The sequence below is a fragment of the Novosphingobium resinovorum genome (assembly GCF_027922145.1).
In the GTDB taxonomy this organism is placed as follows: Bacteria; Pseudomonadota; Alphaproteobacteria; order Sphingomonadales; family Sphingomonadaceae; genus Novosphingobium; species Novosphingobium resinovorum.
Map to the genome: position 1 here is coordinate 38,042 of NZ_BSFC01000017.1, position 23,065 is coordinate 61,106.

22 protein-coding genes are annotated in these 23,065 nt (G+C 63.7%); 19 read left to right on the forward strand and 3 right to left on the reverse strand.

Annotation, left to right across the window (positions count from 1 at the left end):
- Window positions 1-2 precede the first annotated feature (2 nt).
- The 11 genes from PKE80_RS09710 to PKE80_RS09760 all read left to right on the forward strand — a co-directional run bounded on the left by PKE80_RS09710 (window position 3) and on the right by PKE80_RS09760 (window position 11,002).
- Complete coding sequence (locus PKE80_RS09710; protein ID WP_051587189.1) at window positions 3-620, forward strand: TraV family lipoprotein; 618 nt, start codon at window positions 3-5, stop codon at window positions 618-620.
- Window positions 617-3,109, forward strand: a complete 2,493-nt coding sequence (locus PKE80_RS09715) for a TraC family protein (protein ID WP_036529954.1) — start codon at window positions 617-619, stop codon at window positions 3,107-3,109. Before PKE80_RS09710 ends, PKE80_RS09715 begins: the two co-directional genes overlap by 4 nt.
- Window positions 3,106-3,456 carry a hypothetical protein gene (locus PKE80_RS09720; RefSeq protein WP_036529955.1) on the forward strand — a complete coding sequence of 117 codons (351 nt, stop codon included), beginning with the start codon at window positions 3,106-3,108 and terminating at the stop codon, window positions 3,454-3,456. Before PKE80_RS09715 ends, PKE80_RS09720 begins: the two co-directional genes overlap by 4 nt.
- The gene (locus PKE80_RS09725; RefSeq protein ID WP_036529957.1) at window positions 3,453-3,686 is read left to right on the forward strand and encodes a hypothetical protein; all 234 of its coding nucleotides are present in this window, start codon (window positions 3,453-3,455) and stop codon (window positions 3,684-3,686) included. Before PKE80_RS09720 ends, PKE80_RS09725 begins: the two co-directional genes overlap by 4 nt.
- A complete protein-coding gene (locus PKE80_RS09730) occupies window positions 3,676-4,341 on the forward strand; it encodes a conjugal transfer protein TraW (protein WP_051587190.1) in 666 nt (221 codons plus the stop codon). The genes PKE80_RS09725 and PKE80_RS09730 overlap by 11 nt, the downstream gene beginning before the upstream one ends.
- 47 nt (window positions 4,342-4,388) lie before the next feature.
- Window positions 4,389-5,354 (forward strand): TraU family protein, encoded by a 966-nt coding sequence (locus PKE80_RS09735; RefSeq protein WP_236727485.1) that lies wholly within the window; start codon window positions 4,389-4,391, stop codon window positions 5,352-5,354.
- 197 nt (window positions 5,355-5,551) lie between these two features.
- Window positions 5,552-7,477, forward strand: coding sequence for a hypothetical protein (locus PKE80_RS09740; RefSeq protein WP_370424891.1), 1,926 nt, complete (start codon window positions 5,552-5,554; stop codon window positions 7,475-7,477).
- A 32-nt stretch (window positions 7,478-7,509) separates the two neighbouring features.
- Complete coding sequence (traN, locus tag PKE80_RS09745; protein ID WP_036529960.1) at window positions 7,510-8,613, forward strand: conjugal transfer protein TraN; 1,104 nt, start codon at window positions 7,510-7,512, stop codon at window positions 8,611-8,613.
- Window positions 8,585-9,463 (forward strand): type-F conjugative transfer system pilin assembly protein TrbC, encoded by an 879-nt coding sequence (locus tag PKE80_RS09750; RefSeq protein ID WP_036529962.1) that lies wholly within the window; start codon window positions 8,585-8,587, stop codon window positions 9,461-9,463. The genes traN and PKE80_RS09750 overlap by 29 nt, the downstream gene beginning before the upstream one ends.
- Complete coding sequence (locus PKE80_RS09755) at window positions 9,435-10,040, forward strand: S26 family signal peptidase (protein ID WP_036529964.1); 606 nt, start codon at window positions 9,435-9,437, stop codon at window positions 10,038-10,040. Before PKE80_RS09750 ends, PKE80_RS09755 begins: the two co-directional genes overlap by 29 nt.
- Window positions 10,041-10,159: 119 nt before the next feature.
- Entirely contained in the window at window positions 10,160-11,002 is an 843-nt protein-coding gene (locus tag PKE80_RS09760; RefSeq protein WP_051587194.1) for a conjugal transfer protein TraF, read from the forward strand.
- A gap of 47 nt (window positions 11,003-11,049) precedes the next feature.
- Here the strand turns inward: PKE80_RS09760 and PKE80_RS09765 are convergent, their stop codons facing one another.
- Both PKE80_RS09765 and PKE80_RS09770 read right to left on the reverse strand, forming a co-directional pair.
- Entirely contained in the window at window positions 11,050-11,448 is a 399-nt protein-coding gene (locus PKE80_RS09765; RefSeq protein ID WP_036529966.1) for a type II toxin-antitoxin system VapC family toxin, read from the reverse strand.
- Window positions 11,445-11,696: an AbrB/MazE/SpoVT family DNA-binding domain-containing protein gene (locus PKE80_RS09770; protein ID WP_036529968.1), complete on the reverse strand. Its 252-nt coding sequence runs from the start codon at window positions 11,694-11,696 to the stop codon at window positions 11,445-11,447. The genes PKE80_RS09765 and PKE80_RS09770 overlap by 4 nt, the downstream gene beginning before the upstream one ends.
- Between PKE80_RS09770 and PKE80_RS25245 the strand changes: the two genes are divergently transcribed.
- The 3 genes from PKE80_RS25245 (at window position 11,671) to PKE80_RS09785 (ending at window position 17,678) form a co-directional block, all read left to right on the forward strand.
- Window positions 11,671-12,402: a hypothetical protein gene (locus tag PKE80_RS25245; RefSeq protein WP_309298982.1), complete on the forward strand. Its 732-nt coding sequence runs from the start codon at window positions 11,671-11,673 to the stop codon at window positions 12,400-12,402. The two genes, PKE80_RS09770 and PKE80_RS25245, sit on opposite strands and share 26 nt — an antisense overlap.
- Before the next feature lie 122 nt (window positions 12,403-12,524).
- Complete coding sequence (locus PKE80_RS09780; RefSeq protein WP_271182330.1) at window positions 12,525-13,922, forward strand: conjugal transfer protein TraH; 1,398 nt, start codon at window positions 12,525-12,527, stop codon at window positions 13,920-13,922.
- A 3-nt stretch (window positions 13,923-13,925) separates the two neighbouring features.
- Window positions 13,926-17,678 (forward strand): conjugal transfer protein TraG N-terminal domain-containing protein, encoded by a 3,753-nt coding sequence (locus tag PKE80_RS09785; protein WP_370424894.1) that lies wholly within the window; start codon window positions 13,926-13,928, stop codon window positions 17,676-17,678.
- On the opposite strand, the gene PKE80_RS09790 is transcribed toward PKE80_RS09785, so the two are convergent.
- On the reverse strand, window positions 17,675-18,091 hold the full coding sequence (locus PKE80_RS09790) for a hypothetical protein (RefSeq protein WP_155986465.1): 417 nt from the start codon (window positions 18,089-18,091) through the stop codon (window positions 17,675-17,677). The genes PKE80_RS09785 and PKE80_RS09790 overlap by 4 nt on opposite strands.
- Window positions 18,092-18,324: 233 nt before the next feature.
- On the opposite strand from PKE80_RS09790, the gene PKE80_RS09795 reads away from it, so the two are divergent.
- The 5 genes from PKE80_RS09795 to PKE80_RS09815 all read left to right on the forward strand — a co-directional run bounded on the left by PKE80_RS09795 (window position 18,325) and on the right by PKE80_RS09815 (window position 22,939).
- Window positions 18,325-19,239: a nucleotidyltransferase and HEPN domain-containing protein gene (locus PKE80_RS09795; protein ID WP_036529999.1), complete on the forward strand. Its 915-nt coding sequence runs from the start codon at window positions 18,325-18,327 to the stop codon at window positions 19,237-19,239.
- Window positions 19,240-19,679: 440 nt separating this feature from the next.
- Entirely contained in the window at window positions 19,680-20,408 is a 729-nt protein-coding gene (locus tag PKE80_RS09800) for a DUF4145 domain-containing protein (RefSeq protein WP_271182326.1), read from the forward strand.
- A 107-nt stretch (window positions 20,409-20,515) separates the two neighbouring features.
- Window positions 20,516-20,836 carry a hypothetical protein gene (locus PKE80_RS09805; RefSeq protein WP_271182327.1) on the forward strand — a complete coding sequence of 107 codons (321 nt, stop codon included), beginning with the start codon at window positions 20,516-20,518 and terminating at the stop codon, window positions 20,834-20,836.
- 82 nt (window positions 20,837-20,918) lie between these two features.
- The gene (locus PKE80_RS09810) at window positions 20,919-22,103 is read left to right on the forward strand and encodes a hypothetical protein (protein ID WP_271182328.1); all 1,185 of its coding nucleotides are present in this window, start codon (window positions 20,919-20,921) and stop codon (window positions 22,101-22,103) included.
- Window positions 22,104-22,195: 92 nt separating this feature from the next.
- On the forward strand, window positions 22,196-22,939 hold the full coding sequence (locus PKE80_RS09815) for a helix-turn-helix domain-containing protein (protein WP_271182329.1): 744 nt from the start codon (window positions 22,196-22,198) through the stop codon (window positions 22,937-22,939).
- Window positions 22,940-23,065: the final 126 nt, after the last annotated feature.

A 23,065-nucleotide genomic window follows, 5' to 3' on the forward strand; every position in this document is an offset into this window, starting at 1 on the left:
TCATGAACCTCATCATGCCCCAGCTCGCCGCGGATCGCGTGCTAGCCATTGCCGGCGCCGTCACAGGCCTTTGCCTTCTGCCGGCCTGCTCGACGATGGGATCGCTGCTGTCGCCTTACCCGGAGAAATTCTCCTGCAAGAACGACGATCACGGCCAGTGCATCCATCCCGAACGCGCCTACGAGGATGCCCGTGCCGGGGTCTCCTCGAAGTCCGATCCGCGCGTCACCAACGACAAGACCAGGCTGCGCAGCCGCCCGGGCGCCGCCGGCGACCGGAGATCGCAGGGACGCAGAAGCGCTCAGGGCGGCGCCTACGAAGACTACCGCGCGAGCGTGTACCGCGAACTGAAGGGCCTGATCGAGGCACCCGTCACCCCGATGCTCAAAGCCCCGCGCACGGTCCGCACGCTCATCCTGCCCTATTCCGACCGGGCCCGACCCGATCGCCTTTTCATGCCGCGCTATGTCTATTCGGTCCTGGGCCAGCCGGTGTGGACGATCGGCAATATGCTTTCGCCTGAAGCATCCGCTCCGCGCCAGGCTCCCCTGCTCACGCCCATGCGCGAGACGGCCGCTGACACAGCGGCGGCGTCCGGCGAGATGGAGCTTCAGCCATGAGCGCATCCGCCCCCGGTCTCAGTTTCTCGCGCCTGCGCGAGAACGTGCGCCGCGACAGCTTCTCAGACTTTCTCCCACTCGTCGCCTGGGAACCGGAAAGCGAGGCTTTCCTGTGCATCGACGACAGTTGGGGTCATGCGTGGGAGATCGTGCCCAGCGCCTACATGTTCGCGCATGTCCAGGCGGCGCTGCAAGGCCTTCTGAACATCCAGTTCCCCGATGGAACGGTTCTGCAGTTCCACACATTCGCGGATCCGCTGATCGACGGCGTGCTCGACGCCTACCTTGACCTGAAGACGAGGGACGATCCCCTGATCCAGGCCTCGGCGCGGCGGACCCACCAATACCTCAGCGAGGGACGGCATGGCCTCAAGGCTCTGCATGACATTCCCGTCCGCGACTTCCGCACCCTGCTGTCGATAAAGACGCGGCGACCGCTCGGCGAGGATCTTCGCCGGCAGGTCGAGGAACAGCTCTCCAAGCTCGGCATCCGCCGTCTGCCGCCGGAAGCGATGGTAGCCTTCTATCGGCGTATTTTCAACGGCGTCGCGGACCGGGCTCCAGGTGTCTTCGCCGACGGATCGACCGTGGGCGCGCCGCCGATCGCCAAGCAGATCATCGATGCCGGACCCGATCTCGTGTTCGAGGGCTCCGAAGTGTTCCTCGGCAATCAGGTCGCGCGGTGCCTGACGCCCAAGGCGCCTGCACGCAGGATCACCGCCGAGAGAGCCAACCGCTTGATGGGCGGCATGCGCGGATCGTCGGAGGACAGCGACCAGATCGGCGGCCCGTTCCTCTACACCCTCAACGTCCTGTTCGATCACTCGCAGTTCGAGATCCACAAGCGTGCACAGATCCTCTCGGCGCAGAAGGCGGCCGGCAGCTTCGCGATCGAAGTCGGCAAGCAGATCGAGGAGATCGGTTGGATCCTGGACGAGGCAAGCAATTCCCGGTTTGTACGGGTGATCCCCTGCCTCTGGGTGTTCGGCCGTGACCGGGCCCATGCGCGCGATCTTGCAGCCCGCGCCAAACGCTTGTGGGAAAGCGAGCCGCTGCCCTTCGCGATGCAGGAGGAAAGCTACCTCAATCCCACCCTGCTGGTCATGAGCCTGCCCTTCGGGCTTTATCCCGACCGCACAATGCTGCGTATGCTCGAGCGCGATTTTCGCATGCCGGTCAAGGCCGCGGTGCTGATGGCACCGATCCAGACCGACTTTCGCGGGGGCGGACGTCCCGCACTTCTCTACACCGGGCGCAAGGGCCAGCTGATCACGCTCGACCTGTTCGATCCGCGCATCAATAACTACAATTTCGTCGTCTCGGCCGAAAGCGGTGCCGGCAAGAGCTTCCTGCTCAACAACCTGTGCCAGCAGTACTATGCCTGCGGCGCGCTCATCCGCATCATCGACATCGGAGGCAGCTACCGCAAGCTGTGCACGCTGTGCTCGGGCCGCTACATCGACATCGGCGAGGAACACCTTGTCCTCAACCCGTTCGACATGGGGCTCGCGCTCGACGGGGACGACCGGCAGTCAGCAATCACGATGGCGGTGGCGATCGTCGCTGAGATGGCGAATGCCTCGACGCGCAAGGGCGTCACCACGTCGGAATGGAACCTGCTGAAATCGGCGGTCCAGTGGACCATCGACAGCGGCCGTTCGGCACAGGGCATCGATGCGGTCCGCGAGTGGCTGGGCACGTATCCCGGCCAGGTCGGCAGCGATCTCGACCGTGTCGAGCACCTCGTGCCCGCCGCGCGCGAACTCGCGTTCAACTTGCGCGATTTCGGGTCGAACGGTGCCTACGGCCACTATTTCAACGGCGCGTCGACGCTGGACATCCGCAGCGACGAGTTCGTCGTGCTCGAGCTCGAGCGCCTGAAGGCGATGCCCGACCTGTTCAATGTCATCGTCATGGTCGTGGTGAACGCGCTCACCCAGGAGCTCTATCTGTCCGCCCGTGATCGCCCGCGCTTCGTGCTGTGCGACGAAGCGGCGCAGTTCATGACCCGCACGGACGGACAGGATCTCTCGCGGCTCGCCGAAGCGTTCGGGCAGGGTTACCGCCGCGCGCGCAAATACCGCGGGTCGTTTGGCATCGTCCTGCAAAGCATGAACGACCTCACTTTGTTCGGGGGAACCGGTCAGGTGATCCTCGAGAACGCGGCGACGCGCTTCCTGCTGCAGGGCTCGACCTACGACCGCGCGGTCGAGAACAAGATTCTGGATTACTCGGGATTCGTCCTCGACCTGCTCAAGTCGGTCCGCAACTCCAAGCCCAACTACTCCGAGGTCTTCATCGACTCGCCGCTGGGGCTGGGTATCGCGCGCCTGGTGGTCGATCCGTTCTCCTACTGGATCAACACGTCGGCGCCGGACGAGGTCGCCGCCTTCGACGCGCTGATCCGTCGGGGCCATTCGCCGCTCGAAGCGGTCTGCCAGCTTGCCGGTGTCGATCCGGCCGAAGTCGCCGGAGGAGCAGCGCGATGACGAACCGGCGTACTCCGACCACCCATCCCGATCAGCTGCAGTTCGACCAGTTACATCCTGACGGCGCAGAAGAGGAACGGATCGAGCGACTGGTAAGCGAGCGCGTGGCGCAGCGCTTCGAGGCGGAAGCGTTCCACTGGCGCCTGCGGCTCGTGGCAATCGAGACCTGCATGCTGGGCGTGCTGATGCTGGCCGCCGGGTTTCTGCTCGGTCATCCCGCGATGATGGTGGTCAGGGCGAGCCTGATCGTCGCCGGATCATGCTTTGCGACGGGAGTCCTGCTGCTCAGCCTGTCCGCCGCCGCTGGCCGACTTCTCTCCCGTCTCGCCAAGGGGCGCGTCATATGAACGGGCTGCTCTCGTCCGCTCCCTCGCAGCCATCGATCCGGCTGGTGCTGAGCGCTTTGCTGCTGCAGTTCGTCCAGACCACCCTGCTCTTCCTGTCGCCGCGTCTCGACGCCAGCGACCGGACGCTGATCTGGGCCCTCACCCCGCTCGCGCTGACCCTGCTGGCCGTCTCGCTCGCCGGGACCGCGCGCGCCGCGGCGCATCGACGGAGCCGCCGCCATGAACTCTGAAACGCGAAACACTGCCGCCCTGCCCTGCACCGCGATTGCCATGGCGGCAATCCTCGCCTCTGGCCCGGCCATCGCGGTCGCACAGGCCACAGGTTCAAGCAGCACGATCGGCCGGACGTGGCCGATCGCGGAACCCGATGCGCTCGCCGAGATCGAGGCGAAGGTGGCCGGTCTCCCCCGTGACATGCGCGCGGCCTATGGCCCGCGCGGCAACTGGACGGCACTGAAGGCCGCTTCGCTTGGCGTCGCACCAGCGGACCGGGTCCGCAGCGTCGTGCCCTTCCACACCCTCGATTTCGACATCGCACTCCCGGACGGCAAAGTGCTCTATCCCAAGGGGTTCACGTTCAACCCGCTCACATACGTGAGGCTTCCGCAGCGGCTGGTGATCGTCCATCCCCGCGATCTTGCCTGGGGCCTGCGGATCGCGCGGCCCGGGGACTTCGTCGTGCTGACCGCTCTGGGAACCGACAGCGGCGATGCGATCGAACTATCCGAGAAGTCCGGCCGCGCCATCTTCATTCTCGAGGAAAGGATGAAGGAACGGCTGGGCCTCACCGTTGCGCCCGTGGTAGTTGCCCAATCGGGCACCCGCCTGATCCTCTCCGAATTCGGACCGCAAGTCCGCAGCGCCCGCAAGGCAGCCGCGCGATGATGCGGCCGCGCCTTGCCAATATACTCGCAGCACCGCTCGCTGCGGCCATGTCGCTCACGGCGCCTGTCCCCGCGCAGGCCTCCAGATGCGAGGCGGGCAGCGCGTTCAATCCCATCACGAAAGTCCGCTGGACCTGCATTTTTCCGATCACCATCGGCGGCGTCAGGGTCGGCAGCTACGACAAGCTCGACAAGGAACTCGACGCGCAGTCGGCCTCGAAGCCGCTCTGTGCCTGCCGCAAGGGCCTCGAATTCTGGTTCGGCGTCAAGGTGTCCTACTGGTCCCCCAACCGGATGATCGACGTCGTCACCGAGCCTGGTTGCATGATGGCGCTTGGCGCGGACCTGATGCCGACCGGCGGCAAGCTGCAGGGCAGCCAGTCGTCGATCGCGGACGGCACGAACACCCGCAAGATGTTCGCCCAGATGCATTACTACATCTCCCCGGTGTGGGCGATGCTCGACATGTTCACCGACCTGCCCTGTCTGGAGAACGACGGCTTCGACGTCGCGATGATCACCGAGGTGCTGCCGACCTGGCAATCGGCGACGCTCGGCGCGATCATCCAGCCCGAAGGCATCCTGTTCGGCAACCCTGCGGCCGGCCTTGCCTGCATGGCGGACAGCGCGGCAGCGGCAGCCGGCAAAGTCGTCGATCCGCTGTTCTGGTGCATGGGATCGTGGGGGGCGACCTATCCGATCGCGGGCGACATCCATTTCGACGACAGCGTCGAGGCATGGGCCGGTCTTGCCGCCCGCGGCACCTTCATGATGGGAAGGCTAGGCGCCCTGACCGTCAGTTCCGCCGACGGCTGTTCGTTCGTGCCCCAGCCGATCTGGACGAAGAGCCGGTACAAGCTCCAGATCATGGAACCGGTGAAGGGCGGCAAGTGCGTCAACATCGGGCGCCCCGGCGCGCTGTGGTCAAGCGCCAAGCACGCGCCCGGCAAGGACAATGCCCAGTTCATGCTTTTCGAAAAGGTGATCTGCTGCGCCGGGATACCCGCGCCGTGAGCAGGTCGCCTCCCCCATGCCCCGCGTGCCGGACCGGCAAGTCCCGGAGGTCATCCCGCCAAGGCCCGAGCGGCCGCCGGCCGGGCGCGCAGGCAGGAGCGGCGCCGTTCCCCCGCGGCGCCGCTCCAACCCCGGTCAGCGCGGTGATGGCCTTCCCAAGGCGGCGCAAGTGTCTTCCCCGCACTTTCGCCGTCACCATGACCGCGCTGACCACCCTCGTTGTTCCCGTCGCCCTCCTCTTTCCAGCATCGACGAAGGCGCAGACGATGGAAGACCGGGCCCGCGCCGCGGCCACTGCCGCCCGGGCGAAGTCATCCGACAGCGACGCGCTTCGCGCGAACTATGTGACGCCGGGCCTCGCCGGGGAGGCGATCGCCACGATCGACGATTCCCGCAGCTTCACGCCCTCCATCGCCTGCCGGAAGACCGCGACGATGCTGGAAGTGCTGGTACAGCCGTCGGGGACGGGCGATCTCACCTCGGTCACCGTGTCGCGCGACCGGGATCTCGACGGTACGATCGATTCCACGTCCACGATTCCGGTCCCGGTTTCGGGGATCTGCTCCAACGGGGTCGTCTCGTGCAGCCCGGGGACTTGGGAGAAATGCCGCTTCCTGCGCTGGAACGTCGACAGCGCGGGGGCCCTGAACCTGACTGCGGTGGACATGCCCCAGCTCGCCGCGTGCTACTGCATCAATGCCAGCTGCGGCAGCAACCTGGCCTGGGCGAACATGCCTTCATTACTGCGCGATCTCGGCGGGGGGATGGTCGGCGCACTGACGACCGCCGACCCGCGCTACGGGATCGCGGAAGCGGTCATCGACGGTCCTTCGATCCGCTATGCAGGAGCACTCTCGAGCGCGTGCAGCGCCGATGCCGCGGTTCCGCAAAGCCGCTACCGCGCGGCTCCGGCGGCGATCGCGTCGGATGCGGCCATCGCCAGCAGCGCCAGTACCGTCTTCAAGGCACTCGAAGGCTCGTCGATCGGGACAGGCACGTCGCAGCAGTACCGACATTGCACGATCAAGCGGCAGGTGAGCGTGGTCAGGCCCGCGCCTGCCAGCATCGTGAGCCGAACCTCGGGCGGGTACTCTACGCTGCAGAACGGATCCGCATTCGATTTCCTGATGGGCTCGCCAGCGGACAACAGCCTCGCCGGGAACAGCTGCACCCTTTTCGACTTCCGCATGATGCTTCGTGTCGCGGGCGCCGACCGGATCCGGGATGCCCGACTTGCACATTACTATGCCGACGACTGGGCGCAGGTCCGCATCGACGGCCAGCTTGTCGGTTCGGGCCCCTCGAACTGGACAGGGACCGGTCTGCCCCCCGGCACGTGCGAAACCAAGGACACGTTCCATCGTTATCCAGGCCTCGATCTCAAACCCTTCCTCACCGATGGCGACCACGAGGTCTGGCTACGGGTCGCCGTCGCCAAGGGCGGCGAGGCCTTCGCCCAGATCCATGTCGACGTCGATGACAGTTGCCAGGTGCTGGAACAGGTCGTCGATGGATGCTCCTTCATCGCCGCCGATCCGCAATGCCGTCTCGACAGCGAGCTTGTCGATGGGGTGCAGACCTCGTTGAACGGCGTGGCCACGGGCCTGAGGCCCCTGGAGCAGACCCGGCTGATGGGCGCGCCGTCCTGCCCGACCGACCTCACCCGCGATTACTTCACGAAGGATCGCAAGTACCGCTGCACGGCGACGAGCCTTGCCTATCCCGACACGAGCCGCGGCGCCTACATCATCGATCGCTCGACCGAGACGCTGCTCGCCGACCGGACGCTCCAGGCTGACGGCAGCTTCTCTTCGTCCACGCAGGCATTCGCCTTGCCGGATCGCGGTTCGGTCCCCGCGTGCGAGCCCATCTGCAAGACGCAGGCACCCAAGGCCAACAGCGAAGCGGCACCCGACGGCGTCGTCGGATCGAAGCAGAACCAGCCGACGGGCGTCGACACGTTCTATCATGCCTGCACGAGCGACAACGCCTGTCCCGCAGGGCCCGGCGAGGAAATCGTGTCTGCCTGCGGATGCCTCGATGATTTCCCGGAAGCGGTCGTGATGATGCAGACAGTGCGGATGGCAGGTGCGGACATGGTCTGCAGCGCGGTGGCGCCATGAGCCGGGTGCCGCTCCTGCCGGGAAGGCCGTCAATGCGCGCGCGGTCGATGCTGGCGACCTGCATCGCCATGGCCTGCGCCATTACCTGCACCCTGGCCGCGCCTGCGGCCCGGGCGCAGCAATATATGTGCGCCGCCGATCTCGACGGGAACGGCGATGCCGCCGACGCGGGCGAACAGGCAAGCTGCCTCGCCGCTCCGGCGGGTGGATATCTGTGCCCGATAGAGCGGACCGCGTGCGTGGTTTCGCCCGAGAGCGGGGCCTATGCCTGCCCGCTCGGCGACCAGTTCGCGTGCGTTTCACCGGTCGCGGGCGCGGCGCCATCGTGCTCGCCGAATGCCTGCATCGACATCGCTGCCAATCCGATCACGGAGGCGCCACCGATCGAGGACGCTGGGCCGAGCGCCGACGGCACCGCCGATGCCGATGGCAACTGCGTCGGCACTGTCGAGATATTCGCCGGTCGCGGGATGCGCTGCCGTCCAGCCGGGCTCTCCACGACGTTCGCCAATTGCTGCGCGGACAAGGGCAAGGTGGTGAAGGACGGGATGGGCTCGTCGATTTCGTCGATCGGCACCAAGATCGCGGTCGCCAAGGGCGTGTTCACCGGGATGAAGGCCGCCTACGCCGCCTTCAGGGCCGGCGCGACGGCCAGCCAGGCGGCAAGCGCGGGCGCCAACGCCCTCATCGTCGGCATCGATCCGACATCGATCGCCGTGAGCCTGGCGATCAACTTCATGATGGAGTTCCTGCTTTCGGGGTGCGACCAGCAGGATATGGAAACCGCCATGCTGCGCGCCTCGGACATGTGCCACGAGGTCGGCAGCTACTGCGCGTCCAGTGTACTCGGCGTCTGCCTCCAGCGAGCACGCGGACACTGCTGCTTCAGTACCAAGCTCGGCCGCATCATCCAGGAGCAGGGGCGCCCGCAGCTCCGGGCCTTCAACGCGAACCCCTGGGGCACGGCCAGAAACCCGATGTGCCGCGGTTTCACGCCGGAAGAATTCCAGGCCCTCGATTTCAGCCGGATGGACCTGTCGGAATACTATGCCGACATCGAGAACCGGTCGCCGTCCGAGATCCAGATCGACATGGAGGAACGCGTCGATGCCTATCTCAACGCCATCGGCCAGTAGTCTCGCGCTCGCCGCCGCGACGCTCGTCGTGGCTGGCATCAGCACCGCGATACTGGCTCAGGAGAATGCCCGCGAGGCGATCGGCGCGCAAGGTTCGCAGACCCTTGAGCGGCTTGCGGACGCTATCGCCAAGAGCAGAACCGACGCCCCTGAAATCGCTCATCCCGTGCTTCCCGACCTTGATAGCCCGGCCGAACGGCGCCGCGCTTTCGAGGGCCTGCGGCGGCACGCGGCGCCTGCGGAGCTGGAAGCGCGGGCACGGGCCGCGCATCGGCAGAGCGAGGCAGCGCTCGCGGCCGAACGCGAACGCCAGGCAAGGACGCTGCGGCAAGCGCTCGGCCTCGAGCCGTCCGAGGAACAGGCCATCGCAAAAGCCGGGCCGAACCTCCCTGCCGATGCGGCAACACGCTGGGTGCCGGTCATATTCGTCTCCTCCTCGATGCCCATCGCGGTTCTGCGCAGCTATGCCGGACAGCTCGAACGCGTGCACGGCGTGCTGGCCTTCAGGGGGATGCCCGGCGGTCTGCGGAAAGCAGGTCCGATGGCCGAGCTTACGGCCGGCATCCTGCAGCGCGATCCCGGGTGCGAGGGCCCCGGATGCGCGATGCGCGACGTTCAGGTGATCGTCGATCCGCTGGTTTTTCGCCAACACGCGATTGCCAAGGTGCCCGCGCTGGCGATGATCCCGGGCGACCCCGCACAGGCCTACTGTGAACGCGGCGACGACAGTCCGCGCGGCGCGCATCTCGTCTACGGCGACAGCGCCCTGCCGGGCCTGCTGGAGGAATATGCCCGCCTTGGAGGAAAGGAGGACGTGCGCCATGCTCAGGCTCTTATGGGGGCTCGCTAGGGTTTTCCTCGCCATCTGGACAGGGCTCCAGAACCTCCCGCGCCAAGCCGCCGTTGCTCTGGGCGCAGCCTCTCTCGACGCGCCTGCCCGGCCCGCGAAGCTGGCCTACGCGATATTGGTCGTCCTGCCGATCGCCCTCGTGGTCGGCTGGACGATGCCGCAGATCACGCTGGTGATGACGCCATCGATCGAGGCCTGGGCCCTTCGCGAGAAGCCGGGCCCCATCGCGCGGGGAGATTATGTGCTCTTCGTGTTCCAGCATCCCGTCATCGGCGACAAGCCCGCGAGGATCACCAAGCATGCGCTGTGCCTCCCCGGCGATCGCCTCACGACGATCGAGCTTCCCTCGAGGCACCGGTCCGGGACATCGGACGCCTGGTACTTCTGCAACGACCGGTTCCTCGCACTCTCCCTGCCCGCCGCGCGCAGCGGGATGCGGCTCGAGCATATGCGCTGGAGCGGCGTGATCCCGGCCGGAATGGTCTATGTCGGCTCCTCCCATCCGCGCGGTTTCGACAGCCGCTATTTCGGGCTGCTTCCGCTTGATCGCCTGACCCGGATGGAGCGGATCCTGTGATCCCGCGGCAGGCCCCCGCATGCTGGCTGGCATGCCTCGCCATTCTTTCGTCCGCCACACTCGCGCGGGAGGCCGCCGGTGAAGTCGGGAGCGTGGGCGAGGCTGGAGCGTTCGCGCCGATGACCGCCGCGGCTGCCCCGGGCCGCGAGCCGGTCTCATCGGCGGGCAGCCGACAAGGATACTGGTGGTACGAGGCCCCTGCTCCGCAGGAAACGGCGGACCACGACCTGGCCGCAAGACCGAAGATCCCGCCTATGTCCGAGCTTGCCACGTGGACCCCGCCACGCATCCGCAAGCTGATCGAGGAGCAGCGCGATTATGCCGCGACCGTCCTCACCGTCGAAGCCGTGTCGGATTTCTGGCGGCTCCAGGACTTCGCGAGGCGAAAGGCCCGTGCGTTCGCGGGCGTTACCCAGCTTGCCATGCTGCAGCATCCCGAACTGAACTCGAAATCGGCGAATCCGATGGTCGGCGATGCCCGTTCGCAGCTGACCGCGCAGAAGGACACGATCCGCCGCGCGTACCTGCGCGCACATGCGGGCGAGTTCGCGATCGTGATGTTTTCGCGATCGACCTGCGGATATTGCCGGGTCCAGTGGCCGATCGTCCAGCGCTTCCAGGAGGAGATGGGCTGGCAGGTCACCGCGATCGATCTGGACAGGCGACCGGGCGTCGGCGAGCGCTTCGGGGTCGAAGTCACGCCGACGACGATGGTGATCCGGCGTGCCAGCAACCAGCGCATGGTCATCGCGTCAGGCGTCGAAGCCTATCCGGCGCTCGCGCAGATGGCGTACCAGGCGGTCCGCCTGCTACGCGGCGATATCCGGCCCGAGCAGTTCATGACCGGGCCGGGCGAGGATGACGGCTTCTTCGACGCGTTGGCGAACGGTCCCGTTTCCGCCAGCGATCCGCGGGTGAGCGATGGGCTTGGGATTCCTCTTGCCCAGGGGCCGGGAGAATGACCAATCGGCACCCACCCATTCCGCAGCGAAAGCCCCAAGCATCCAGTTCAGGCGGGAATTTCGGCTGCTTCCCCGCGCGCTTGCAGGAGACGGATAGCCTTCTGGTCGAAGCTCATGAATGTCTCGCCGCCGAGCCACTGACCTTCGTGTGCGATCACGCCGTCCGCGAAGTCACCGCCTGCATCGAGTATCGCCAGACCGGCCTCGACGGCCTGGCGGTCGAGCCTGACGTTCTCCGCCTCGATCAGGACCCTCAGCGCGTCGGCGACACGGGACCCCGGAAACTTGTAGAGGCGAAGCAGGACCCAGCAGAACTCGCACAGCGACGGCAGCGCGATGGCGACAAGGTCGGCCTCCTGCATCAGCCGCTGCGCGAGAGCGCCCTGCACCGGGTCGTCCTGGGTCGCGGCGCGCACCAGGATATTCGTATCGACCGTGATCTTCACGACCGGCCGGCCCAGCCTTCCGCGATCGCCTCGTTCATGTCCTCGACCGAAATCGGTGCCTGGCCATCGCGCCGCAGCGAACCGAAGAAGCCGTCGAGCTTGCCTGAAGGCCGCACCGCGCGAATGCGCACTTCGCCGCCGGGCATTTTCTCGAAGCTGATCCGGTCGCCCGGATGCACGCCAAGGTGCTGCAGCAATTCCTTGCGCAATGTGATCTGTCCCTTGGTGCTGATCGTCAGAGCGTTCATGGCGCGAGTCCCTTCGCCGCTGAATGTAAGGAAAATCTTCCTTGCCTTCAAGGCTCACTCCAACATGCCAAACCAGCACGCGCTTCTCCGGTACCCGGCCTGCAACCGCGCCCTGCTATCAATCGCGCCCACCATTGCGCTGCTTGCCGCCCTGCCACCAGCCGCGGCAGCGCAGCAGCCCATCGCACGGGATGCGGCCCAGGATGCGGCCAGGCGCGCCGCGATCCATCCGGTCGCGGACGCGGCGGCCATGCAGGCCTGGCTGGCCCGCGTTCCGGTGACACGCTCGTTCCCCAACGATCTTGCCGCGACGCTGGACGGGCATGGCCCTGCGTTCATTATCGAAATGACGACTAGCGCGGGTTGCATTCCCTGCGGGGACCTCTGGGCAAAGTTGTCGTCGCTCGCGGCACGGCACGGATGGCGTCTGCGCACGATGGGCAGCGAGGACGCCATGATCCGCTCCGGCAGGCTCGGGCTGCCATGGGCCGGGCATCCGGTTGCCTGGGTCAGACCGGTGACCGACCCATGGCGCGCCATACCGATCGCGGTCGGTACCGACCATACGCCAAACCTGGCGCGCAACCTCTACCTCGCCGCGAAGATGCTCACGGGGGTACGGCCGGCCGTAGGGGTGCGCGCAATGGCGAAATTCACCGGCATCGTCGGCGCGGCGCCTCGTCCACGCGAAGGGAGGCGGCCATGATGCTGCTCCGCTTCGCTGTCCGCGCCCGCCCCCGCCATTGCCACTGCCACCGCCACCGCCACCGCCACCGCAACCTTTCCCGTGAAGGAACCCAGCCGATGTCCTACCCGTGCAAGGGGCTGATGGCGCTATTCGCCGCCCTCGCCTTTACCTGCTGCACTGCATCTCCGGCCAGGGCGCAGAGCTGGGCCGAGACCTGGTTCGACAACGTCACGTACACGGCGCCGGGGAGCTTCGAGGATCAGACGCGGGGCTACATCACCGCGGGCGGGATGTCGGGCCGGGTCGATGTCCACAACGACTATCTGATGTCCGTCAGCCTGCCAAAGGTGCGGGCCGGTTGCGGCGGCATAGACATGTTCCTGGGCGGCATGTCGTTCCTCGACCCGGATTACCTCGTGCAAAAGCTGGAGAGCATCCTGCAGGCAGCGCCGGCGGTTGCGTTCCAGTACCTGCTCGAAACCCTCGACGAGAAGATGGGGAACATAATCTCGAAGATGGAGGCGGCGACCAATTACCTTAACTCGATCCAGGTCAACGACTGTCGGCTGGCAAACCGCATGGTCCAGATCGCCAAGGGCGACGACAACATGTCCGGGATCATCGAAGAGATGACCGGCTACCGCTCGGTGAAGCAGGGGTTCGCGAAGAGCTATCAGAACAGCCGCGAGAAGATCGAGGCCAATGCGAACAATCCGACCGAGGACCTGAAGGACGCGCTGGCGAATTGCCCGGCCGAGGTCACCGACATCTTCCGCACCGGATCGCTTCTCAGCCATGCCGCGGCGCGGGTTGGTGCCGGAGACTGGGCCAGCGTGATGCGGGCACGGGTCGGGGACGTCTACATGCGCTGGGATGCGAACGACAAGGTCCCGCTGTTCACCGCGATCCCGCAGTGCCCGGCGCAGGATACCGAAAGCGCCCAGGACTTCCTGACCGGCCGCGTCCAGCGCCGCTCGCTCAACCTGCCGCCCAGCATCGCCGACTGCGCGCAGGATGGTTCGGGCCGCGGCGCGCTGGTGCTCGCGCGCGAGCGCATGCAGTCGATCGCAACCAAAATCCGCACCCGCACTGCGCTGACGAGCGAGGAACGCCAGTTCGTCGCCAATGTGCGGACACTGCCGGTCTATCGCATGCTCGAGTGGGGCGTGCGGCAGGGCGTGACCGATTCCGTCATCGGCGACACGGACGAACTGGTGGCGCTCACGCTGGCCTACCAGATGCTGAACGATCTCACCCGCACCATCGATTTCACGGTGAGCAATGCGGAGCGCGGTGCGACTGTCGCGGGTGCGGCGGACAGCGCCAACGCCAGCGTGTGCCAGACCCGTATCCTCTCCAAAGGCATCGAACAGCTGCGCGATCTGCGCGACGAAGTGCTCCGCCAGCGTGCGCAGATGCGCCAGAGCTACATGGCCGCGCTTTCGGCCGCGAACCTTTCGGCGAACTATGCCGGCCTCCTGCGCGAGCGCGACCGCGACGCGCGCGATACCGCCGGCGCCGCCGCCCGCAGCCGATAGGTCATGCCTGCCATGCGCCGCGCAATTCTCGCTTTTGTCCTTCTCTGCCTCTCGGCAGAACCCGCGCTCGCTGTCGACGCGAGCTTCCATACCTATGGCGGCTTCGCCGAGACCGTGGACGCATTCCGGCTGGTTTCGATGATTTTCGGCGATCCCCGCTACGAGACGCTGGTGCTGATCGTGGCTACGGTGGGTATTGGCCTGGGAGCCGTTCTCGCCAGCGTACGCGGATCCGGCATGGGTCTCGTCGCCTTCGGTTTCCAGATCCTGTTCGGCGTCGGCGTCTTCGTCGGCCTCGTCGCCAGCACCGGCACGGTCCACGTCTACGACCGTGTCCGCAACGCCTATCAACCGGTTGGCGGGGTTCCCAATCTCCTCGTGCTGGTGGCCGGCGCCACCAACATGATGGAACGCGCGCTTGTCGAGACGATCGACGACAATACTCTCGACCCCAATGCGAAGATCGAGTTCGGGGCGGGCGGCCACAGCTTCGACCTGTTCCTCAACGCCGTGTCACCGCGCGGTCCGATGACCGACACGTTCCTCGATGCGACGATCAAGGACTATGTGCGCCAGTGCTATCCCGTTGCCCGGGTGTCGCCGGCCTACGGGATCGACGACGACCAGTTGTTCCGAACCACGAGCGACCTGCCCTCCGCCTTTGCCGCAATGGCCGGCCCCGCCACGTTCTCGACGGTCTACACGGGAACCGACAAGGGCGGCACCACCGTAAGCTGCACCGAGGCCTGGGCCCACATCTCCGGGCGACTTTCCGATCCGGCGCTGTTCGAGGACTATTCGCGGCAGATCTGCGTACACACCGGATACGACGCCGCGAACGCTCAGCAGTTGGCCCGGTGCCGGCAGCAACTGGGTGAGATGGGCCAGATGATGCTCGGCCGCCCGATGACGGCCCAGAGCCTCTTCACCCACGTGATGCTGGCAGGCAGCGTCGGCGACGTCCTGTTCGAGGACAGCCCGGCCTCGGCGGCACGGGTCATGGCCAACCGCGCCGTCCTGTCGGGCGGTCTCGCCACCCTGTCCGTTGCCAACGAATGGATGCCGACAATCCGCGCCGTGGTGTTCGGGATCATGCTGTTCATGGTTCCGATCGCGCTTCTCTTCATCCTGACCCCTATGAACTTGCGCGTTGCGAGCTTCGCCATCGGCATGTTCGTGTTCGTCGCGTTGTGGGGCGTGATCGATGCCGGCATCCACCAGCTGACGCTCGGGCGTGCCAGCGCCGTTCTGGAGGAGCTGCGCGCCAATGCCCTTGGTGCCAATGCCTGGCTCCTCGCGCCGTCAGCCGCGATGAAGGCGCTGGCCATCTTCGGGAGCTTCCGTACCGCAGCGGCGGGGCTTGCCGGTGCCTTCGTATTCACGGTGTTCCGCTTCAGTGGGAACGTCTTTGGCGCGTTCACGTCCGGTTCGCTCGGGATAACCGGACAGGCCGCTGCAGCGGCGGCACCGATGGCGACAGCCGAGGGCAAGGCCTCGGCGCTGGAAGCCCAGGCATCCGCGATGGGCACGCGCTCGCGCGCGGCAGCATCGTCGAGTTTCGGCGATTTTGGCGAACGCGCGAGCTTCCAGGCCAATCGCGGCTTCGGAGAGGCGGCACATATCCTGGGAGAACGGCCCGGCACCGCGGGCGATACCGCCCTCGCGCTTGGGGGAATCGAGGGCGCCCGCCAGATCGGGAGCCTGGCCCCTGCCCTTGGGGACCGCGATCTTGCCGACCCTCAGGTCGCCCGTGCGGTCCAGGCGAGCGCCGCCACCGGCGCGATCCACCAGTTCGCGCAGAAGGATGCATTGCGCGGCCTCGCCACCAGCTATTTCGGAAGCGGCGAAACCGGAGAGAAGGCGTTCGCCGCCTTCAGCCAGAACCTCGTCCAGTGGCGCGCCTTCGGCGACCAGCGCGCCTACGGCATGATGATGCAGGCGGCGACGCGCCATTTCGAGCGGAGCGGCTATTCGCCAGAGGATGCAAGCCTTAAGGCGTCCGGGGTGATAGGCGAGGCACAGGCCGATCCGACGTTCGCCAGGCTGATCGCGAATGCCTATGACCAGCACCAGCTGCTCGCCAACGATCTCACCTCCGCGCAGGTCCAGGTCGGAGCCATGGAGGGTCGCCGCGACTATGCAGGCGAGCGGGTCGCCGAGACCGAGCGCGCCAACGTCGCCACGGAACAGGCCTGGCGTACCGGCAGCAACCACGGACAGCGCCAGGCGGCGGCGATGCTCGGCCTATCGCTGGATGAGACATCGAGGCGCATCGGCTTCGTCAACGCCTTGTCCGGCGAGGCGCGAAGCACGGCGATAACCCAGCTTTCCCACGCCACCGGGCGCAGCGAAGCGCAAGTCCTCCACGCCCTGGAGAACTACAACGCGGCAAGTCAGGTCGGGACGGCCGATGGTGCCGGCGCGGAAGCTGCCCGCGAAGGCGCCAGCATCTATGGCCGTACACGGGAGGCGGCAGGCTACGACTTCGCCGAACGTTCGGGCAAGCTCGACGCCCAGCGCGGGGTTGGTACGGCGGGAACGCGATCCGCCGCCAGGATCGGCGAACAGCGCCGCCAATCGGAGAACTTCGGTTTCGCGCAAGGTGCCGCGGCGGCCGGCCGCTCGACCCGCGAAGCCGCAAGGCTCGACAGCTTCATCCTGGCGCTCTCGCGCACGTCCGGAAGCCAGGTTGATATGGCCGAGGGTGGGACGCAAGGCATCGCCGATCGCGCCCGCAACGACCGGCTCACGAACATCGTCGAGAAGGAACGGCTGACGCGTATGCAGCACCTGCTCGCTGAGCATGGCGTGGATCTCGGCAAGCGTCAGATCGCGATGGACCAAAACGGCGACATGAGCCTCAACCTCACTCCGCAGACGGCAGCGGCGATGTGGAAGGGCGGGCTCCTCAACGAGAGTCAGCTTGGCGCCGTCGCCAATGGCGGGACGGCCCGCTTCAGCTTCGCCCACAATGACCTGCTGGTTTCGAGCGCGACCACCCATTCGCGATCGGCGAGGTCCGATACCAGTACCCGCTTCGAAGCAGGCAAGCAGGCGGGCCCGGACACGATCGAGCATTTCATGAGCGGCGGAAAGGAAGGGCAGGAAATGCTGGCCAACTGGCTGCGCGGCGGTTTCGAGATGGACCGCAAAGGGGAATGGCGCCTCAAGCCGCAGGTCGCCGACACCCTGCAGCGCGACGTGCAGGCAGTCATGGCCCAGACCGGCTGGCAACGCACGCTGTCGCGCTCGGCGCAGGACCAGATATCCATGGGAACCAGCATAGGACTGGAGATCGGCGGGTCAGCGGGAGTGAGCGAGCGCGAAGTCGACTATGGTCGAGGCCGTAAATCCGGTGCGTCGAAGAAATCGCAAAGAAGTCATGATACAAGCGGTAAGGTGGGCGGTAACCTTGGCTTTAGCAGTAGCGATATGGGCACCGTCAACGAAAATGCCCAAAGCACTCTGGACGTCGTCAACTATGATGTCCGCAGCGCGATCACGGCGGCGACCCGTGCTGCGGCACGAACGCCCCGCCCGGAAGAGTCATTTGCGAAAGCTCTCTCGCAAGGGGTCCTCAGCACCAATGGATTGAGGTCGCGGTACCTGAACGACGCCGATGCAGGCCGCGGAACATTCGACATCACCGGTCCGCTGACTTCTCTCGAGCAAGCTTCGGTTCTCGGCTCCGGCCGCTTCTCGACTGATCTAAAAGGAGCCCCGGACGACGGACATAACAACTCGGGCGAGCGCTAATGGCGCTGGTTTGCCGGGTTCTGAGAATTGAAGGGATTACTGGGATTGTGCACCCATATGGCGCCAGACCGTGGATCCAGCGGATCCGTTAGCGCGCGCATTTTTTTGAACCGTCGATCCTGTTCATCCCATTCGCGGAGGATACGGCGGTGCTCCTCGTCATCGTACCCATTCCCTCGCCAAGTGGACTTCCAGCCATCAAGCCAAGCCGGAACAAATCCTGCTCCGAGGACGAGGATTGGTGCGAACGGAAAAAACAGGACGTTGAGATAGGCCGCGACCGGACTTTGGAAAATGCCTGAGAAAGCCGCATGGGCAGGAGCCAAAGTTACACCCGCCCACCATAGCGGAATCGCAAACCACCAGAGCTTTGCGTACAAGGGCCGCCAAAGCCAGTCCGAGATCCTGGGCATGGTGCTTACGCCTTCGGGTCCTCCCTGAACACGCCCATCCATCGCCGTTCCTTTCGCGGGAATTGTACGCGATCCAGCGCCTTTTGTCACGAAATCGATGCCGCTCCGGCCGGTCTCGACAGCTTACAAAACCGCAGAAAACCAGCCCTGCGGGGTTGTCCATGAGAACGGACCATGTACACTTGCTCCGACCGCCCAATCAGCGCCCCTCGAGGTCGCTCCGAGATGAGATGATGAAGACCGATCTGGATCACCTGCCAGCCAACAAGCGCCGCGAACTTGAGCGGGTCGTCCAGATCCTGTTCGAGGAGTTCCAGGATGCCCACGGCACGCCTACCGGACAGCGCAAGTTGGGCCGCATTCTCAAGATCGTGCTGTTCGGATCGTACGCACGAGGTGGTTGGGTAGACGAGCCACACACGGCGAAGGGCTATCAGTCTGATTTCGATCTGCTGATCATCGTCAACCAGAAGGAACTGACCGATCGCGTCGATTACTGGGAAATGGCTGAAGAACGTCTGAGCCGCGAACGCGAGATCTCCGGAAACCTGAAGACGCCGGTAAATTTCATCGTTCACTCACTGCAGGAGGTCAACGACGGGCTCGCGCACGGCCGTTACTTCTTCATGGACATCGCCACCGACGGCATAGCGCTCTACCAGTCCGATGAGACCAATCTTCACATACCATTGCCCAAGACACCTCAAGCTGCGCTCGAAATGGCAGAGGAGTATTTCGATGAATGGTTTCCTGCCGCCTTGAAGCGATTTCGGATTGCCAAATTCGACATTGATGAAGGATTTAATAAAGATGCAGCTTTTGATCTGCATCAAGCGTGCGAACGCCTATATCATTGCGTTCTTCTTGTATGCACGTTTTACACGCCACATGTTCATAATCTGAATTTTCTTCGCCGCCAAGCTGAAAAGATTTCAGCGGAACTCTTCGATGCGTGGCCGAGATCTTCCAAGATTGACCGCATGCGCTTTGAGAAACTTAAAGATGCATATGTAAAAGCACGCTATTCGAGGCACTATCAGATTTCCAAGGGCGACCTGGATTGGCTGGCAACCCGGATTGAAGAACTTGGACAAATTGTTCTGCAACTCTGTCAGGTTAAGATAAGCGAACTCCGTGCGGCAACGTAAGTTTGCCCCCGCGCCAAACAGTTACAGCCTTGAATTCTCGCAGATGCTGTCCGCTCATTCTTGTGCCGTGAATGGGACATTCTCGACGGTCCGCTTCAGAGAGCGGCACTCGCTATAATAGCCATTGTTGTAGCCCCGAGAATGCGATGGCAATATTCTTGCGCACGCGGTCACATCAGACGCTGTAATGGATGCTGTTCCCTGACCGGCTGAACACGCGGCAGGCCAAGGCATCGCCTGCAGTTCCGCGAAGCGCTGGGTGGGGTCAGGGGAGGCCTGAGCGCGAGGAACTACATCACCATCACGCCGCGCCACCGCCACCGCCACCCGCGCGAACTGGTGGCAATGGTTGGGTTCACCCAGACTGGTACGCTAAGATCGACGTGCTATCATCTGAATATCGCCGATCAGGCTGGCATGAGCCTAGACCGGAGGGGAACATGACCGACCGCACCAGCGAAACTGCGCAAACACCTTCTGCACCGGAGAAGGCCCACTGCCCCACATGCAATCGCACCCAGAACTGCGACATGCACGGGCAAGTTTATAAGCCATGGGACTATTCCGACCGGCAGGGAAATTCATCATGCGGCGGCACCACCCATACCCTGCTGGAATGTCGGGGCTGCAACACGGTGTTCTACGAGAAAGATTCGTGGGACGATAATGATTACGATCAGTGGTATGACAGGGAGGGCAAAGAACAGTCGGAGGCCATCCATACCAAGGAAACGTACCCGAAGCCGCCAAGCCGCCCTCAGCCTGATTGGGTAGAAAAGCTCTGGCGCGTTGACAACACGCTCGCGCACCTCATGGACGAAATCCACAAAGGCTATGAAAGCCAGTGTTTCATTCTGACGGCCATCGGCATACGCACTGCTATTGATCGCAGTACCGAGATCGTCGACATCGACACAGGAAAGCGGTTCGAGCAAAAGCTAAAGGAATTGCTGGCCGGAGGCTGGATCGGCGACACCGAGCACGATTTGCTCGACACCCTCACCAATGCCGGAAACGCCGCCGCCCACCGTGGGTGGTCGCCCTCGTGTTCCGAGATGGACTCTATGCTCGACGTGCTGGAAAATTTCATCCAGCGCACGTTTATCAATGGCAAACGTGCTCTCGCTCTGCGCGAAGGCATCCCGGCAAAGCCGCCGCGCAAGAAATAAGAAGGAGGCGCAACGCCGCGCCACGCGCGCCGGACAGTTCCCCTTTTATTCTTGAGCGTGTCTGGCTACGGTTGAAGCTTGTCATGCTGACAGACCGGGGCCGGTTCATGAAAATCATCGATCTGACATTGCTCATCTTGGAACTGAACGCCGCGATTGACGCGGGCCACAAGGCTGACTGGGAGAAGACGCAGGAGCATATTGAGGCGAGAACCGTATTTCCGTGGCTGCGGAAGCAGGATTTCTCAATGGACCTTAGCTTCTACGATGGCGATCGTGCCCATGTTGCAGATGAAATCTCGCAGGAATGGCAGAGCATTTACGGTGGCTACGCGGGTTCGGAGCGCCGGAAATGGGGCGTAGAAAATAACGGGCTGAACCTGCTGCTGGCTTGGACCAACGAGATCATTCAACAGAAATTTAAATAATCTTCTACTACATTGGGGCCATCTGCCATTAAAATGGCACCCCAAATTCAAGAAATCTCTTCCTTTCGATAGCGCGGCTATAATGCAGGAAACGCACCCTATTAATCCATACTCAGACCTTCGACGACGCTTACAGAAAAAGCTCAACGGCTTCTCAGACGATGTGCCGGAGTCGGGGGGCATCAAGATGGTATCATATCGCCCCGAACGAACCGTGTTCCCAGTGCCAGAGTTGGTCTTATTCGCGCTGCGAGACGTATTGGGGTGGAAGTGGTACGGCGAAGGAGAAAAGGTTCGGTGGACTGTGCGTGGGGCGCTGGATGGTGCACCCGTTGCTTTTGAACTACGGAAGTTCGGCTTCACCGTAATCAGACCTGAGGGGCGCGACGATTTAGACCCGCGCATTCTTGGCCAACTACCTTCAGCGTTGCGGGAAGTTGAGGTGTTTCTGCGCCCCTTAGCTGAACAACAAGTCGCGAATGGTCATGTTCTCATTACGAACCGTTACAGTGAATTCAATGATCGGTATCATTTTTTTCGCGATCATGCGGATCGGTCGTATAAAAGAAGTGAGCAACCACCTCGAAGGAAAGAAAAAACAGTCGCTGACGATAGCGGGCGAGTGTCGCTCAGCGACGCAACGCGCGATATGAACCGGATGCTTTCGGCCCAACGAGAGGGATTTTTTTATTCCACTGCTATGGTCGATAGCTATTTTAGCTGCCTTGAACACCGCCTGATATTGCTGCGCGCATTCACAGGAAGACCTCTCGCGGAAGGAGAACTGCTCGACCTTCTCGCCGCCAAGTGGGATGAAAAGCTGAAAACTCTTTTTCCCTCTCCGTTGCCTGAAAGCGTTGCAACCGCGCTGGGGCAAATGCGCCGCATCAAGGAGCGCATCCGCAATCCGTTTGCTCACGGCGGGGTTGAAAATGACAGAGGTTCCCTGTTCTTCCGTCTACCCAAGATAGGCGCAATTCCAGCGAATTTCAGTAAATTCGCAAACAGCGTTCGTTTCTCGTTCCTTCCAGTTGAGGCAGACGATCACGCAGAATGCTGCGCCGTCTTTGACGCGCTGGATGTACTTCTTTCGGAGCGGGAGCTGAGTGGTCCGCATGAAATGGTGCGCTGGGGCGTTGACCCCGTGTTCGACGCAAAATCGCTTTCGGAATATGCAGAAGCGGTGGCTGGCGGTCCCGAACACGTTGATGCCTTTATCGAGCATTGGTCCAGAGCATGGGAGCGGCACGCCAATATGGATTACTGACCAAAAGCATCGGGTCAGCCAGCGGTATCTACGGTTTCCACTGAAGGCTTTTTGGCTGTGTCTTTTGCACCGTGCGGCATCATAATGACGGTATGGAAACACTATCCGACCACGCCAAAGTTCCTGAGCCGCCGCCGCCCGATAGCGTCGCCTTCTTCGTGCGAATGCAGCGTGACCTCTGGCGCTGGAAACAACCCACTCTTGCCGCCATGGCAGGCGTTTCGCTCACCACGGTCCAACGCATCGAGCGCGGCGATACCGTCAGTGCGGAAAACCTTTCAAAAGTTGCCGTAGCGTTGGGCTTTGCCGCTGACTACCTGACTGTGCCCCGGCACAAACTCCCGGAAGACGAGGCCATTAAAGCGTTGGAAAATTCGCTGGCCTGGATGAAGGGCAAAGTAGAAGTGTCCGTCGCTCCGCTGGATACGGAAAAGCAACTGCGCGCCCTATCCTCGACCGACATGATTGTCCTCGATAGTGATCTTGAGGGGGAGGCGGCGGATGATTTGGCTGAACTGCGGGAGTGGCTCGACCTCATCAGTTTCATGCGATGCTGCAATTCGGGCCTGATTGCTCCAAAGCCGGATCGTAACTTCCGCATGCGCGAGTTATATGATGATCTTTTCCTCTGCCTCAAAGAGATGCAGAGGCGTCATCAGTGCGTATGCCTCGTTGGAACCTACACCGCTGAAACGGACGCGCCGAAAATCCCGATCGCGACAGTCGCTGTCATGGCACTTCGGTCAAAGGTTCGCAATCCAGCCGCCTCCAAGCTCGGTGTTCTATGGTGCGAGCAACGAATTTCTTGGGCGAGTGCGATGGAGCAAATGCCATGAAGGCCGCCGTTCGCGTCTTCACCGAATCGTTTGCCAAGCAGCTTGGAAAGAGTGCCGCTCAGGCAGCGGTCGGGGACTGTCAGGAATTCCGTGTGTGAGCGGGCATAATGGGTAAGAAGGAGACCC

Coding starts and splice junctions, on each gene's coding strand:
- PKE80_RS09710 (WP_051587189.1), top strand. CDS start 3: ATGAACCTCATCATGCCCCAGCTCGCCGCGGATCGCGTGCTAGCCATT.
- PKE80_RS09760 (WP_051587194.1), top strand. CDS start 10,160: ATGACCGCCGCGGCTGCCCCGGGCCGCGAGCCGGTCTCATCGGCGGGC.
- PKE80_RS09730 (WP_051587190.1), top strand. CDS start 3,676: ATGAACTCTGAAACGCGAAACACTGCCGCCCTGCCCTGCACCGCGATT.
- PKE80_RS09735 (WP_236727485.1), top strand. CDS start 4,389: ATGTCGCTCACGGCGCCTGTCCCCGCGCAGGCCTCCAGATGCGAGGCG.
- PKE80_RS09740 (WP_370424891.1), top strand. CDS start 5,552: ATGACCGCGCTGACCACCCTCGTTGTTCCCGTCGCCCTCCTCTTTCCA.
- PKE80_RS09795 (WP_036529999.1), top strand. CDS start 18,325: ATGAAGACCGATCTGGATCACCTGCCAGCCAACAAGCGCCGCGAACTT.
- PKE80_RS09770 (WP_036529968.1), bottom strand. CDS start 11,696: ATGAACGCTCTGACGATCAGCACCAAGGGACAGATCACATTGCGCAAG.
- PKE80_RS09755 (WP_036529964.1), top strand. CDS start 9,435: ATGCTCAGGCTCTTATGGGGGCTCGCTAGGGTTTTCCTCGCCATCTGG.
- PKE80_RS09800 (WP_271182326.1), top strand. CDS start 19,680: ATGACCGACCGCACCAGCGAAACTGCGCAAACACCTTCTGCACCGGAG.
- PKE80_RS09750 (WP_036529962.1), top strand. CDS start 8,585: ATGCCTATCTCAACGCCATCGGCCAGTAGTCTCGCGCTCGCCGCCGCG.
- PKE80_RS09810 (WP_271182328.1), top strand. CDS start 20,919: ATGCAGGAAACGCACCCTATTAATCCATACTCAGACCTTCGACGACGC.
- PKE80_RS09785 (WP_370424894.1), top strand. CDS start 13,926: ATGCCTGCCATGCGCCGCGCAATTCTCGCTTTTGTCCTTCTCTGCCTC.
- PKE80_RS09805 (WP_271182327.1), top strand. CDS start 20,516: ATGAAAATCATCGATCTGACATTGCTCATCTTGGAACTGAACGCCGCG.
- traN (WP_036529960.1), top strand. CDS start 7,510: ATGCGCGCGCGGTCGATGCTGGCGACCTGCATCGCCATGGCCTGCGCC.
- PKE80_RS09815 (WP_271182329.1), top strand. CDS start 22,196: ATGGAAACACTATCCGACCACGCCAAAGTTCCTGAGCCGCCGCCGCCC.
- PKE80_RS09790 (WP_155986465.1), bottom strand. CDS start 18,091: ATGCCCAGGATCTCGGACTGGCTTTGGCGGCCCTTGTACGCAAAGCTC.
- PKE80_RS09720 (WP_036529955.1), top strand. CDS start 3,106: ATGACGAACCGGCGTACTCCGACCACCCATCCCGATCAGCTGCAGTTC.
- PKE80_RS09780 (WP_271182330.1), top strand. CDS start 12,525: ATGGCGCTATTCGCCGCCCTCGCCTTTACCTGCTGCACTGCATCTCCG.
- PKE80_RS09715 (WP_036529954.1), top strand. CDS start 617: ATGAGCGCATCCGCCCCCGGTCTCAGTTTCTCGCGCCTGCGCGAGAAC.
- PKE80_RS09725 (WP_036529957.1), top strand. CDS start 3,453: ATGAACGGGCTGCTCTCGTCCGCTCCCTCGCAGCCATCGATCCGGCTG.